General features: G+C 67.9%; 10 protein-coding genes. 2 read left to right on the plus strand and 8 right to left on the minus strand.

Annotation, left to right across the window (positions count from 1 at the left end; all coding sequences use genetic code 11):
- Positions 1-63 precede the first annotated feature (63 nt).
- Positions 64-1,626 (plus strand): phytase, encoded by a 1,563-nt coding sequence (locus tag JRI60_RS14650; protein ID WP_204226457.1) that lies wholly within the window; start codon positions 64-66, stop codon positions 1,624-1,626.
- Between the two features lie 220 nt (positions 1,627-1,846).
- Entirely contained in the window at positions 1,847-2,566 is a 720-nt protein-coding gene (locus JRI60_RS14655; protein ID WP_204226458.1) for a dienelactone hydrolase family protein, read from the plus strand.
- Positions 2,567-2,719: 153 nt separating this feature from the next.
- Here the strand turns inward: JRI60_RS14655 and JRI60_RS14660 are convergent, their stop codons facing one another.
- From JRI60_RS14660 to JRI60_RS14695, 8 genes are all read right to left on the minus strand, one after another.
- Positions 2,720-3,736 (minus strand): hypothetical protein, encoded by a 1,017-nt coding sequence (locus JRI60_RS14660; RefSeq protein WP_204226460.1) that lies wholly within the window; start codon positions 3,734-3,736, stop codon positions 2,720-2,722.
- Between the two features lie 108 nt (positions 3,737-3,844).
- Entirely contained in the window at positions 3,845-7,222 is a 3,378-nt protein-coding gene (locus tag JRI60_RS14665; protein WP_204226461.1) for a CHAT domain-containing tetratricopeptide repeat protein, read from the minus strand.
- 49 nt (positions 7,223-7,271) lie between these two features.
- Entirely contained in the window at positions 7,272-9,209 is a 1,938-nt protein-coding gene (locus tag JRI60_RS14670; protein ID WP_204226463.1) for a PAS domain-containing sensor histidine kinase, read from the minus strand.
- Between the two features lie 336 nt (positions 9,210-9,545).
- On the minus strand, positions 9,546-10,022 hold the full coding sequence (locus tag JRI60_RS14675) for a hypothetical protein (RefSeq protein ID WP_204226465.1): 477 nt from the start codon (positions 10,020-10,022) through the stop codon (positions 9,546-9,548).
- A 109-nt stretch (positions 10,023-10,131) separates the two neighbouring features.
- A complete protein-coding gene (locus JRI60_RS14680; RefSeq protein WP_204226467.1) occupies positions 10,132-10,404 on the minus strand; it encodes a DUF2277 domain-containing protein in 273 nt (90 codons plus the stop codon).
- Positions 10,405-10,441: 37 nt separating this feature from the next.
- Entirely contained in the window at positions 10,442-11,719 is a 1,278-nt protein-coding gene (locus JRI60_RS14685) for an RNA polymerase sigma factor (RefSeq protein ID WP_204226468.1), read from the minus strand.
- Between the two features lie 54 nt (positions 11,720-11,773).
- Positions 11,774-12,199 (minus strand): YciI family protein, encoded by a 426-nt coding sequence (locus tag JRI60_RS14690; RefSeq protein ID WP_204226470.1) that lies wholly within the window; start codon positions 12,197-12,199, stop codon positions 11,774-11,776.
- 133 nt (positions 12,200-12,332) lie between these two features.
- Positions 12,333-14,183: a M48 family metallopeptidase gene (locus JRI60_RS14695; RefSeq protein WP_204226472.1), complete on the minus strand. Its 1,851-nt coding sequence runs from the start codon at positions 14,181-14,183 to the stop codon at positions 12,333-12,335.
- Positions 14,184-14,240 lie beyond the last annotated feature (57 nt).

Here is a 14,240-nt window from a genome sequence, read left to right on the forward strand (position 1 = left end):
GCACGCTCCTCCAACATGCGCTGCTCGTGCTGCATGGGCAGCGCATGCACCTCAGAGGAGTCCATGTCCGGAAAGCGTCATGTCCTGGAAGGCGCCGCGCTGGCGCTCGTGCTGTTTCCGCTCGCATCGGTCGCCGAGCCGCCCGTCATTCCTCCGCGTGCGGAGACCCCCGTGTTGCACCGGTACGACGAGGCGCCGCGCACTCCGGACGCGGACGACCCGGCCATCTGGGTCCACCCGAGTCGGCCGGAGCGGGGCCTCGTCATCGGTGTGCTCAAGGAGGCGGGCCTGCAGGTCCACGACCTGGACGGACGGGTGGTGCAGACCCTTCTCCCGCCGAACCGTCCAGCGCTCTTGGCCGAGGATCCCGCGGCGCCCGGGCCGCGGCCCGATGCGGCGACCTCCGCGTGCCCGGAGAGCGAGAGCGGCGAGACGTTCGGACGCTTCAACAACGTGGACATCCAGTATGGCTTTCCGCTGCGCGGCACGGATGGACGGGTCCGGAAGGTGGATCTGGCGGTGGTGACGGACCGCGGTTGTGACCGGCTTCGCATCTATGCCATCGACCCCGGGCGCGCGAGCGGACCGCTCCTCGATGTCACGGCGCGCACGGCGGGGCGTGTCTTTCCAGAGCGGTATGTGCAGCCCTCTCCCTTCCAGCCCACGGGAGAGCCGGTGGGCTCACGGCCGAATCCGCTGGATGACCAGAGCACGGCCTACGGGCTCGGGCTGTACCACGACCCGTCCGACCGTTTTCACGCCTTCGTGACGCAGCGCAGCCGCGGTGTGGTGGCCTGGCTCGAGTTGTACGAGGTGGGCCCGGAGCAGGTGGGCTACCGGAAGGTGCGCGAATTCCGTTTCGACCCGCGCTTCTCCATTCCCACGCCGGATGGTGGCGGGCGCATGTCGTGGTCGCCCTGCCGGGAGGAGCCGGCGGACGATCCGCAGTTCGAAGGGCTCGTGGTGGACCAGCAGGAGGGCATTCTCTATGCGGCGCAGGAGGTGGTGGGCCTGTGGAAGGTGCCGCTGAGCGCGTCGCTCCCTCGCGTGGTGGATGTCCCGCCGAGCCGCCTCATCGATCCGGTGAAGTCCTTCGGGGCCCCGTATTGGGCCGTCCCGGATGAGGGCGAATACACCTGTGAGTCGGAGGCCCCGGCCCCGGCGTCCGAGGGAACCATCGCCGTGCCGGGCAACCCCGCGGTGGGCGGCAGGCACCTGGAGGCGGATGTCGAGGGGCTCGCGCTGTACTACGCGGAAGAAGGGGAGGGCTATCTCGTCGTCTCCAGCCAGGGCGACGACACGCTCCACCTCTATGACCGCGAGGGAGGTTGGACGCGTGAGCGCGGCAACCGCCATCTCGGAAGCTTCCAGGTGGAAGGCGTGGGTGAGACGGATGGCCATGACGTGGTGAACGTGCCCATGGGAGCCCATTTCCCGAGGGGTCTCGTCGTCCTCCAGACGGGCAAGGCCGCGCCACCGCCGAGTACCGCTCCGGTGAATGGCTACCCGTACGACGGCTCGACGCAGTTCAAGCTCGTGCGCTGGGACGACATCGCGGAGGTGGTTCCTCCTGGTTTCAAAGTGGATACGGACGGTTACGACCCTCGTGACCCGCACGATGATTGAGCGGCGATGAGGGCCAGACCGATGGTGGTTGCGCGGGGAGGAATGGAGTGCGCCCGTCGCGCCGGTGGAATCGACGGCACACGTCGCGGAGTCGTGACGGACCGATTCCGCCGCGCGGCGAGGCGCCGGAGCCTGGACGGTCGCTACGTCACTGGGTACAAGTGGACGAGGTGCCAGCCTCGCGGCTGGCACTTCCGCTTGTACGCAAGGGAGCAAGACGATGAGCGCACGTGGCGAGTGGGTTGAGTTGGGCGGTGGGCTGCGGGGTTATTACGCGCGGCCCGACGGTGCGGGACCGTTTCCGGCCGTCGTGATCTACATCGAGGCATATGGTCTCAACGCTCATTTCAAACGGCTGACCGAGCGCTTCGCCGACGCGGGCTTCGCCGCGGTCACTCCCGACCTCTACGACGGAGCGGTCTACGAGTATGCCGATCTGCCCAATGCCATCGGTCACTTGAAGCGGATGGACGACGACACCGTCCTGGCGCGGACGGAGCGGACGCTCGACTTCCTCGCGGGCCGGGCGGAAGCCAGGGGCAACGCGGTCGGGGTGATCGGTTTCTGCATGGGGGGGCGGTACGCGTTCCTCGCGAACGCCGCGCTGCCGTCGCGTTTCAAGGCGGCCTCCGCGTTCTATGGCGGAGGCATCGGACCGGTTGAGGACTTCTTCGGCCGCAAGACCCTGCTCGATCGCGTGGGAGACATGCGGGCGCCGATGCAACTGTGGTACGGCACGAATGACCAGTTCATCCGGCCGGAAGAGCATGGCCGCATCGCCGAGGCGATGAGCAGGGCGGGCAGGCAATACACCCTGACGGTGTTCCCCGGCGTCACCCATGGCTTTTTCTGCGAGGACCGGGCGAGCTACGACCAGGACGCCGCGCAGCGGTCGTGGCGTGCCACCACGGCGTTCTTCCACGAATACCTGGGGGCCTGACGGCTCCCCGAGTCGGGCACCTGCTTCGAGGACAACGACTGGCGGCTCGCAGTGGCCCCTCGGAATCAGGCGGTGGCCGAGGGAGGGGGCTCCTCGAGCCCCCTCGTTTCAATCCGGGGGAGGGATGTCATCTCGCCCCGGAGCTCAGTGGAGTCACTCGCTCCAGTAGGTCTCGGTCAGCACGCTGAAGCCGTTCACGGTGTCGACGAAGAAGGCGATGTTGTTCCCGCTCCAGGGGTCGTCCGCGTAGCTGAAGTAGCAACCCTTGAACGAACGGCCCGTGATCCGCGCGTCGAGGTTGGCCAGGCCGGCGTCGACCACACTGCTGGGGATCTGATTGTTCCGGTTGGCGATGGACAGCGTGTCCACGATCTCCGCACGCACCTCGGCGGCATCGGCCAGGTAGGGCCGGACGGTCGCGCCATACGGGACGCTGCTGGGCTCGAGCCCGAAGCACTCCAGCCTGCCGACACGGTAGGTGCCGCGCGTCGTCACGATCTGCCACCAGTCGAAGTGGCGGGCCATGTTCGCGCCATAGAGGCCATTCTGCGGCACCGCGTTCGCCGCGTCGATGAGCGCCTCGAGGGGCCGGCTCAGCGTGGCCGCGTTCCGGATGTTGCGGAGGCTCACATCGGCGATTCCCGCCACATTGGAGATGGCCTGGACCGACGTGAACGGGCGCAGGTTGAGGAGGTTCACGGCGCCATTCCACGCGTCCGGCAGGACGTCATGCAGCTCGGAGTCGCTGATGGTGTTCACCAGCGACACGATCGCGGCGGCGTCATCCGTGGACACCGCGAGGCCGTCCAGGATGCCAATGCAGCTGGAGCCGATGAAACCCTCGTATCGGGCACCGGTCGTGAGCTGCTCCAGACGGGTCGGACCGACCAGACGGACCGAGGAGACGTCCGCCAGTGACACGAACGGCGACGACGCGCGCCGGGTGACGAGGTTGGTGGCGACGTCGCTCGGCAGGTACGCGTCCAGCGTCTGGAACGATGCCGTGTTCACGAAGGCGATGATGCCCTGGCACTCCGGGGCCACGTCCACGTCCGTGCTGGTGAGCGGCGCCTGCTGCTGCTCGATGGGCTCGGAGGACGACTCGAGTTCAGTACCACCGCAACCGGCGAACAGGCTCGCGGCAAGAAGGGCTGGGCCGAGACGACGCATTGGGACTCCTCCTGGGGGGATACAGCGAGGGGAGAATGTTCAATACACCAAAATTCTCCATCCCAAGTGTCATTCCTGTCTCTTCAGCAGCGGTCAGCTCTCGTTTTATCACCGGGTGAGCGCGCGCAACGGTGCATCACGGCCCAGGACGATGAAGGGAGCCCAGAAGGAGGGGTGGGGGTGCGACCGCCGTAGGGCGAGCATGGCCTCGCGCAGGGCGAAGGAACGCCCCTGCCCCGCGAGGAGGTTGCGGTAATACCCTTCCATGAGCACGCGTGTGGTGTCGTCATTGACCTTCCAAAGGCTCATCACCACCGTTTCGGCCCCCGCGATGACGAAGGCCCGGCGAAGTCCGTAGACGCCCTGTCCGGGCTTGACGTCCCCGCGACCGGTATCGCAGGCCGAGAGAACGACGAGCTCGGTGCCCCACAGGTCGAGACCTGCGAGCTCGAGGGCGGTCACCAGGGAATCTTCGAGCCGGAGCTGGGTGTCCTCGCCAGGTTTCGTCGCCGGGCTCCGCGCACCCGCCAGGACGAGACCCGAGCGCAGCAACGGATCGGGCGGGTACTGGCCAGGACCCTCCTTGCCAGGCGTCCCCAGCTGTACGAGCGCGCGGGAACCCGCGGGGACGGAGGCATCCTCGAGGAAGAAGCCGTGGGTGGCGATGTGGAGGATCCTGGGCGCCGGCAGTTGCAGGAGCCGCCCCTTCGTCGCGTCCCCTCCCAGGAAGAGCCGTGCCTGGGGAATGAGGTGCTGGAGGGCCTTGGCCTCCTGGCGCGTGCCGGGCAATGGAACCCAGGGCCGCTCGGCGAGGTCCGTCCCCCGCGTGGAGAAGAAACGCTCGAGGGCGGAGCCCCAGGTGGCCGACTCTTCCTGGGAGGGAGGGGGTGTCGCCGGTGGGGTGCCAAAATCCGGGTCGGCGAAGACGACGACCGAACGTGGCTCGACGCCCTGCGGGGGGCGGGTCAGGAGGTCCTTGCCGGAGGTGAGGTAGGTGAAATCGAAGGTGTCGATGAGGAAGTGGTTCCCGTCGTGGAGCGCGGCGAAGGGGACGAGGCCGAGCTGTCCGTCGGGAGAGAGGAAGAGGCGGCGGGCGCCACCTGGCAGCGGCAGGAGGGGCCGGAAGGCGAGGGAATGGAGTTCCCTGGAGAGGCCCAGGTAGGCGGCGTCCCGGTCGGCGAGGCCATCACGAAAGCGCGAGGCGGCGAGGTCGATGGGCGCGGCGGGCCCCAGGTCGACGACGTGGCAGCTTCCATCCGGAAGGAGCACCAGCGCCAGGTAGCGGAGCGTGCCCGGGCGCCGTGACTGTTCCGTGACTTCGGACGAGGGGATGAGCGGGCGCTCCGTGTAGAGGACGAGCTCGACGAGCGCACCATCGGGGGGAAGCGTGGCGGCGACGCGGTCGACGATCTCGTCGGGAGACGGCAACTCCGAGAGCGTGCGAAGGGGTGCGGAACGCGAGGCGAGGTCGGATTCGAGGGCATCCCCCTGCACGGTGAGCTCCTTCAGGCGCCGCAGGTAGTCGGCGGGGGCGAGGCGGCCGGGGCCCTCGAGCGACAGTCTGGCGAACTGGGTGCGCAGGTCGCGCAGCCGCTCGAAGGTGTCGAGGTCCTGGGCGCCGAGGCTGTGGTAGACGGCGCGGGAGGTGCCGGCGGTCTCCTCGACGGAGCGCCCCTTGCGCAGCAGCACGGCGGCGAGAGCCAGGCGCCGCACGCGGGCGTCGTCCGGGTACGCCCGGGCGAGGGAATAGAGGCGCTCCTCATCGGTGCGGATGAACTGGAGGAAGTCCGCCAGATGCGACTCCGAGAAGTCGAGCGCCTGCTGACGGAGGAGCCTCTCGGAGATGTCGAAGGCGCGCGTGAAGAGAGGCAGGGCTTCGTCGAGGCGGTTCTGGGCGAGGCGGAGTTGGGCGAACGTGTTGAGGGTCAGGGCGACATCGGGGTGTGTCCTTCCGAGCGCCGCCTCCTGGATGGCGAGCGCGCGCTGGAAGAGCCGCGCCGCCCGGTTGTAGTGCCCCTGGCGCTGATGGACGCTGGCGAGGTCGTAGAGCGTGAGGGCGACGTCGGGGTGTGTCCTTCCGAGCGCCGCTTCCTGCGTGGCCAGCGCGCGCTGAAGGAGCGGCTCCGCCCGTTTATAGCGCCCCTCGTTCCGATAGACGCTGGCGAGCTCCGTGAGTGGCCAGGCGATGTCGGGATGATTCTTGCCGAGCGCCGCCTCGTAGATGGCGAGCGCGCGCTGAAGGAGCGGCTCCGCCCGCGTGTACAATCCTCGCTTGCGATAACTGGAGGCAAGGTTCTTGAGCGTGGCGGCAACCCGAAGATGATTCTTGCCGCAGGTCGCCTCGTAGATGGTGAGTGCTCGCTGCAAGCGAGGCTCCGCCCGGTCGTACAATCCCATGTCCTGGTAGAGGGCGGCGAGTTTGACGAGCAGGTCGGCGACTTCGGGATGGTTCCTGCCGAAAGCCTCTTCATAGAGAGCGATTCCGCGCTCGTGGAGCGTTTCCCACCGATGGAAGATCGCCTGGTTGTAGAGAAAGGCGAGATTGTTGAAGGGTACGGCGATGTGGGGATGGGTCTTGCCGAGAGCTGATTCCTCGCTGATCGCGAGCGCGCGTTCATAGAGCGGCTCTATCTGGCCGCCGACGTTGATGAGCAAATAGGCGGCTTTGGAGGGCGGCTTGTCCAGGGTCGCCTCGAAGAGGAGGATCGCGCGTGCATAGAGTGGCTCGCTGCGACCGTACAATCCCTGCTCGTCGTAGAGCTGCGCGAGGTTCAAGAGCGCGTCGGCGACCTTGGGATGATTCTCTCCCAGGGCGGCTTCGTAGACGGCGAGCGCGCGCACGTAGAGCGCCTCGGCCTGGGCGTACAGCCCCTTGTCCTGGGAGAGGAAGGCAAGATTGCTGAGCGAATAGGCGACAAGGAGATGGTTCTTCCCAAGAGCCGCCTCGTGGATGGCGAGCGCGCGTGCATAGAGCGCCTCGGCCTGGCCGTACCGCCCCTGGAGCTGATGGAGGGTCGCGAGGCTGTTGAGAGAGGCGGCGACGTCTGGATGGTCTTTGCCGAGGGCCGATTCGCGAATGGCGAGCGCGCGTTCATGGAGCGGCCTGGCCCGGCCGTACCGCCCCTGGAACTGGTAGAGGCGAGCGAGGTGGCTGAGAGAGGAAGCGACGTCTGGATGGTCTTCGCCGAGGGCCGATTCGCGAATGGCGAGCGCGCGTTCATGGAGCGGTTCCGCGCGGGCGTAGAAGCCCAGGTGCGCGTAGAGGTTGGCGAGGATGTCGAGAGAGGTGGCGACGTCTGGATGCGTGCCTCCGAGCTCGGCTTCACGCAAGGCGAGCGCGCGTTCGAACAGCGGCACGGCCTCGGCGTGCCTGCCCGCGTCCTCGAGCCTTACTCCCTCTTCAAAGGCGGTGCGCGCCTCCTCCAGGAGCGTGTTCGTTCTCTGCTGCCCCAGTGCCGCTCCAGCCACGCAGCACAAGACAGCCATGACCATCCACTCGAGCACTCGCTGCATATGAGTGGCGCATCATGCAGTATCAGAGGGTGAGAGGGGCCTCCTCATCCGTTGCCGCGACGGGGGGCGGTGCTTCCGTCGGTAGCCGGATGGTGAAGCGGGCGCCCCCGCCTGCCTGGTTCTCGGCGGAGACGGTTCCGCCATGGGCTTCGACAATCTCCCGACACAGGTACAGCCCCAGGCCCAGCCCTCCATAGTGGCTCATCGACGCGGCGCGCTCGAACCTGCCGAACAGTCGCGGTATGTCCTTCTCCGACAGGCCAGGCCCCTTGTCGGTGACGACGAGGATGGCCGTGGAGCCCTCCTGTCCCATGGAGACCTCGACCGGGCTTCCGGCCGCGTATTTGAAAGCATTGGCCAGCAGGTTGGTGACCACCTGTTCGATGCGGAGGCGATCCCACGTCCCCTCGATGGGCCGTGCATCCCCGATCTGGAGCGGACATTCGGCCATGGACGCCGCCTCGCGGAGGCGTTCGGCGACATCCTTCACCGCGGCGACCAGGTCGAACCGCTCCGGGTGCAGGGTGAGCCGACCGGTGGAGATCCGGGAGACATCGAGCAACGTCTCGACGAGGTCGGACAGCCGCACGGTGCTGCGAAGCGCGCGTCCGAGCTTGGTGGCGATCTTCGGCTCGAGGGACGCCACCAGGTTCTTCAAGCTCTGGAGCTGGAGCTGGAGCGCCGTGAGCGGCGTCTTCAACTCGTGCGCGGCGATGGAGAGGAACTCGTCGCGCAGCCGGACCGCTTCCTGGACCTGGGCGAGCCGGAGGCGCTCCTCCTCCATCCGCTTGCGTTCGGTGAGGTCGCGCGTCACCTTCGAGAACCCCAGGAGCGTGCCGGTCGGGTCATACATCGGCGTGATGATCACGCTGGCCCAGAAGAGCGTACCGTCCTTGCGCAGGCGCCATCCTTCATCCTCGAAGCGGCCTTCCCGTATGGCGATCTCGAGCTCCAGGGCCGGCTTGTTCTTCGCCAGCTCCTCTGGCGGGTAGAAGCGCGAGAAGTGCTCGCCGACGATCTCCTTGGCCGAGTAGCCCTTGAGGCGGGCCGCTCCGTTGTTCCAGGTCACCACGCGCCCCTCGGGGTCCAACATGAAGATGGCGTAGTCCTTCACGTTGGAGACCAGCAGCCGGAACCGCTCCTCGCCGCGCCGTATCAGCTCCTCGCCCTTGCGGCGCTCGGTGAGATCCCTCGTGACCTTGGCGAAACCCCGCAGCTTTCCTTCCTCATCGCGCACCGCGGTGATGACCACGTTCGCCCAGAAGAGGGTCCCGTCCTTGCGGACACGCCAGCCCTCGTCCTCGACGCGGCCGTGCTCGGTGGCCTGGTGCAGCAGATCCCAGGGCTTGCCCTGGGCCACGTCCTCCTCCCGGTAGAAGCGACTGAGGGATTGACCGAGGATCTCCTCGGCCCGATAGCCCTTGAGGCGTTGGGCACCGGGGTTCCAGCTCTGCACCCGCCCGCCAGGGTCCAACATGAAGATGGCGTAGTCCTTGATGCTCGAGACGAGCAACCGGAAGCGTTCCTCGCTCTGCCGCAGCTGCTCCTCGTTCGTGCGGCGCTCGGTGAGATCCTTCGTGACCTTGGCGAACCCCAGCAGCTTGCCCGTGGGGTCGCGCATGGCGGTGAGGATCACACTGGCCCAGTACTGCTCGCCATTCTTGCGGATACGCCAGCCCTCCTCCTCGAAGCGGCCCTCGGCCGTGGCGATCCGCAGCTCGCGCTCGCACTTGCCGGCGACGATGTCCGCCGGAGGGTAGAAGAGGGAGAAGTGCCGCCCGACGATCTCCCCCACGCTGTAACCGTTGAGCCGCTCCGCGCCCGTGTTCCAGGTCTTCACGTGCCCGGAGGGATCGAGCATGAAGATGGCGTAGTCCTTGATGTTGTCGAGGAGCATCCGCGCTCGTTCTTCTTGAAGCGTCGCGATATCCATGACGGCCGACGAGTTCTGGTCACGCATTGATCCTCCCCCGACTCGAGGCGGAAGTGAGGAGCACGCCGCGGCCACTGGGCTCGGGACGCAGGTCGGAGGTGTTTCCGGGCAGTGGATGAGGTTCGTGCATGGTGCAGTTCTTGGCTCCAGAGTCGCCCGGGACAAGCTCCAATCCGAGGTGATGCCGTATGTTCAACGGCTGCTTGTCACCGCATACGCCAACACGGGCACCCACACGCGATAGGTACGGTGTCGCGGGAAGGGACGTAGAGCTATACGTGAAGCTTTTTGATATCCCAACAACTTCCCTCGGCGAGGCCCTTCCACCCCCTCGCAACTGGGGCAGGCGAGCTTCCACCCCGCTCAGGCCGGGAACAGGTGCCCGCGCAGCTGCTCGAGCCCGAGGGGCGAGCACAGCTCGTGCGAGAAGAGCACGTCGAGCGCACGCTGGGCGAGTGAGGCGGCGGGCGCGGCGGCGAGCACCCGGCCACACTCCTCGAGCTGCTCCCGCACCAGACCGATGTCGCCGTAGAGCTCGGCGAGCTTCATGCGATCCTCGACCGACAGCTCGCGCTTGAGCTCCGCGGTGAGCTGGCGCAGCTGCACCGACGTTCCATCCGAGCGCTGTACCATGGGCTCGAGCGAGTCCTCATCCTCGTCTTCCGACAGGAGCGGCCAGATGTCCGTCAGCGAAGCGGGCGCCTGCACCAGCAGGTGTCCCACACGCCGGGCACAGTCCTCACACGAGGAGCCGTCGAAACGCGGCAGGTCCAACGCGGGAGAGGCTTCCGCGCCACAGAGCAGACAGGTCGCCACGGACGAGGAGGGGGTGGATTCCATGGGGTTCACCCGTAACGCCCTCGCCCCGAGGAGGCCAGCATTCCCGTCGGGCTCCTGTCGTCTGGCCGACTGGCACGCGGGCATGCGACCCCAGCCCGAGCGCGCCTCGTCAGCCGCGGCTGAAGCGCAGGCGTGAGCGCTCACGCGCTTTGTTGGCTTCCACCTCGCGATCTCGCGGCTGGGCCGTCGTGGACAACGACTCCAGCAGCACACGGGCGGCGGCCGCGACGTCGTCAACGGCTTTCGCGAAGGCCGCTTCGTTGGCCTGCGACGGTTTGTTGAATCCGCTCAGCTTGCGCACGAACTGCAAGGACGCCGCCCGGATCTCCTCCTCCGTGGCTGGCGGCGCGAAGTTGAACAGCGTCTTGATGTTCCGGCACATGGTGGTCTCCCCTGCTCGACGTGTATGGAGGCTGTTCCTATTGCGATGGCCCACGAGAGGCGCGGGCACACGCCTCGGCGCGCTCGAGCAGCAGGTGGCGCTCGCGTGCGTTGCGCGTGAGTGATGCAGCGCGCTCGAGCTCCGCGCGGGCCTCGTCGAAGCGTCCGAGCTTCGTGAGCAGGTCGCCGCGTACGCTCGGCAGGAGGTGGTAGCCCGCGAGCGAACGCTCCGCGGTCAGCACATCGACGAGCTCGAGACCCGCCGCGGGGCCGAACGCCATCCCGACGGCGACCGCACGATTCAGCTCCACCACGGGGGAGGGCATGCGCTGGGCGAGCGTCTCGTAGAGCTTCGCGATGCGCGCCCAGTCCGTCTCCGCCGCCGTCGTCGCGCGGGCGTGACAGGCGGCGATCTCGGCCTGCAACACGTAGGGGCCCTGTTCGCCGCCGAGTGCCCCGGCACGCTCGAGCGCCGCGAGACCCCGGCGGATGAGGAGGCGATCCCAGAGCGCGCGGTTCTGATCCAGCAACAGGACGGGCTCCCCCGTCGGACCGACCCTTGCCCTCAGCCGCGACGCCTGGATCTCCATGAGCGCCACGAGGCCGTGGACCTCCGGCTCCTTCGGAACGAGCTCGGCCAGGATGCGGCCAAGACGCAGCGCGTCCTCGCAGAGCGCGGGGCGGATCCAATCGTCACCGGCGGTCGCCGAGTAACCCTCGTTGAAGACGAGGTAGATGACCTCGAGCACCGACGACAGCCGGGCGACGAGCTCGTCCCCTCGTGGGACCTCGAAGGGGACGTGCGCCTCGGCGAGGGTCCGCTTGGCCCGGACGATGCGCTGGGCGACGGTCGGCTCCGCGACGAGGAACGCACGGGCAATCTCCTCGGTCGTCAGACCTCCGAGCAGGCGGAGCGTGAGCGCGACGCGAGCCTCGGTCGAGAGCACCGGATGACAGGAGATGAGCATGAGGCGCAGCAGGTCATCGCCGACGTCATTGTCGATCACCTCGTCGAGATCCGGCACGGCCGTCTCCTGCTCGGCCTCGTGACCGAGCTCCTCGTGCTTGCGCTGGAGCCTCTTGCCCCGGCGCAAGAGGTCGATCGCACGGTGCTTCGCGGTGGCCGTGAGCCAGGCACCCGGGTTGTTCGGGACGCCTGACTTCGGCCACTGCTCGAGCGCGGCGACGAGCGCGTCCTGTGCCAGCTCCTCGGCGAGACCGACATCGCGCACCATCCGCGTGAGGCCGGCGATGAGCCTGGCTGACTCGATTCTCCAGACCGCGTGGATCGCTCGATGTGTCGTGGAATCCGTCACGGCGACAAATCAGAGCATCCCCGTCCACCGATGCAAGCGGAGTCGCGACCCCACCTACTGCTTCGCGACCGCCTGCGCGCGCAGGCGCTCCTCTGCCTCCCTGAGCTCGGGCGTGAGCGCGGGACCGAAGTCGTCCGGCTCGAACACCTGGCGAATCTCGATCTCCACATCCCCTTCACCGGGATTGGGGCAGCGCTTGACCCATTCGATCGCCTCTTCCCTCGACTTCACCTGCCACAGCCAGAACCCGGCGACCAGCTCCTTCGTCTCGGCGAAGGGTCCGTCGATCACGGTCCGCTTCCCTCCAGAGAACCTGACGCGTGCGCCCTTGGAGCTCGGGTGGAGCCCCTCACCCGCCAGCAGCACGCCCGCCTTCACCAGCTCCTCGTTGTACTTCCCCATCGCGGTCAGGAGCTCCTCGCTCGGAAGGACGCCCGCCTCGGTGTCCTTGTCGGCCTTCATCAGCACCATGAATCGCATCGCCGTCTCTCCTTCTGGGTCGAAGCCGGGCTCGAACCCGGGCTCTATTTCCTCGTCGAACGAGGGGCAGGAAGATCGACACGGCGAACCGATTTTCTCGCGGCGCCACCAAGTGCCTGGAATCCCTGGGGAATCAGGCCGCCTGCCGCGAGCTGGCGCGGTGCTCCTCCATGGTCTTGTGGCGCCCGAGGTAGTGCCCGAACGCACTGAGCATCCCGTCCGCGTCCCGCAGCTTGCTCAGGCAGATGGAGCGCTTGCCCTTGAACAGGCCGCCGTCCTTGAGCTGCAGGTCCAGGTACTTCTTGAACAGCCGCTCATCCGTGCTGGCGGACTTCACCTGCTCGAGACGAACGGGCTCCTCCCACTCCGTGCAGCTCACCTGCGCGAAATCCAGGTGGACCTCCAGCCCGGCCTCCTTGCCCTCGAAGGTGAGGGGAGGGAAGTGCTTCTCCACGTGCCGCCGCTCGGCCTCGGTGGAGGGCTCATAGCGGTAGGCGAGCGCCAGGTCGTGCGCCTCCGCGAAACGCGCCTCGTACGCGCCCCACAACCGCGCTTCGATGGCCTCCGCCTCCAGGATGGCGCTCGCCCAGGAGGAGGTGGTGGGCTCGAGCAGCACCCGCACCACGTCGGCGGGCTCGAGCGCCTCCCCCACATTCTCCAGACGCGCGGCGAGCGGAGGGTGGGAGTCGAACGGGTGCGGTGTCACCACGCCGTGCAGGTCACCGTGCACGGCCTCGGAGTTGGCGTACTCCGCGAAGCCGAGCGCGACCCGCTGCGCGATGGCCACGCTCTGTTGCTGCTCGCCGCGGGCGAAGAGGTCCGCCTCCACGCGGTCGCGGAAGCTCGCGTACGCGCCGACCTTCACCAGCGAGCGGGCGATGTCCCGGCCCGACGTGATGCTCGCGGCGAGCCGGTCCGCGGCGAGCTCGCTCGCGCGCCGGCTGCGCCCGAGTGACAGCTCGAACAGCCCGCGGTAGGCCAACATGAAGTGGAAGATGGGCAGCGTGAGCACGCCCTCGCGGAGCGCCTGGAGGTACTGCCCGAAGCGCGCCAGCATGGGCGCGAGCCGCTTGCCATGGCCCGTGTCCCCTCCGAGCAGGTGTCCCATCTCGTGCGCGAGCACCGCGTCCGCCTCGGAGCGCTCGAGCAGGCGCAGCAGGGACAGGCTCACGTAGAGCGTCCGGCCGGTGAGCGTCCGCTCCCCGACGCGCACGTCGCTCTCGGTGACGAAGAAGTTGGTGTCGATGCCGGCGAGGATGTGGTCCGGCGGCGGGGTCCCCAGCCGCTCGCACAGCCGGCGCACGTGGGCCCAGAGCTCCGGCGCGTGCGCCTGCTCGAGCACCTCCGCCTCCACCTCGAAGTCCATGGGAGGGCGGCGGAAGATGGCGGACACCACGAGGAAGAGGGCGGCGGCGGCCATCACGCCGACCAGCAGGATGAGCTTCGGGTAGTAGCGGTCGAACCACACCGCGGTCATCCAGTAGGACAGCCACACGGCCAGCGCGCCCTGCGCGAGCGCCTGCAGCGCCCCGGTGACCCGGAGCACGTTCCAGCCCACCACGAAGCCGCCGTACTGGAAGGGCCGCGAGACGAACGCCGCCAGGGCGCACAGCAGGGCGATGGCGGCGGAGACGAGCCCCAGCACGATCGAGGCGAATGCCAGGAGGCTCATCCCGTCGAACTGCCGCAGGTCCGAGCACACCTCGCCGAGGCTGTCGCGGAACCCCGCCAGCTCCTCCGCCGTGGAGAGGCAGGCCATCGAAGCCGGGACGGCCCGGAAGAATTCCAGCGTCTGCTGCCGCCGCTCTTCGTCGAGCTCGCTATCGCGTGAGATCTGGCTCTCGACGTTGGCGAGGATGTCCCGGTCGAACCGGTCGGTGGCGTGACCGGAGAACCACAGGCCGAAGAGCGGGAGCGCGAAGACCCAGAGCGCGGGCAGCGCGTAGATGCGGAGAAAGCCGGGGACTGTCAGGGTGGGATTCATGGAGAACGGAAGGCCGGAGAGAGGATGGACCCTATCGTGTGGGATGGGGCCAGGGGG

The organism is Archangium violaceum, assembly GCF_016887565.1.
GTDB classification, from domain to species: Bacteria; Myxococcota; Myxococcia; order Myxococcales; family Myxococcaceae; genus Archangium; species Archangium violaceum_B.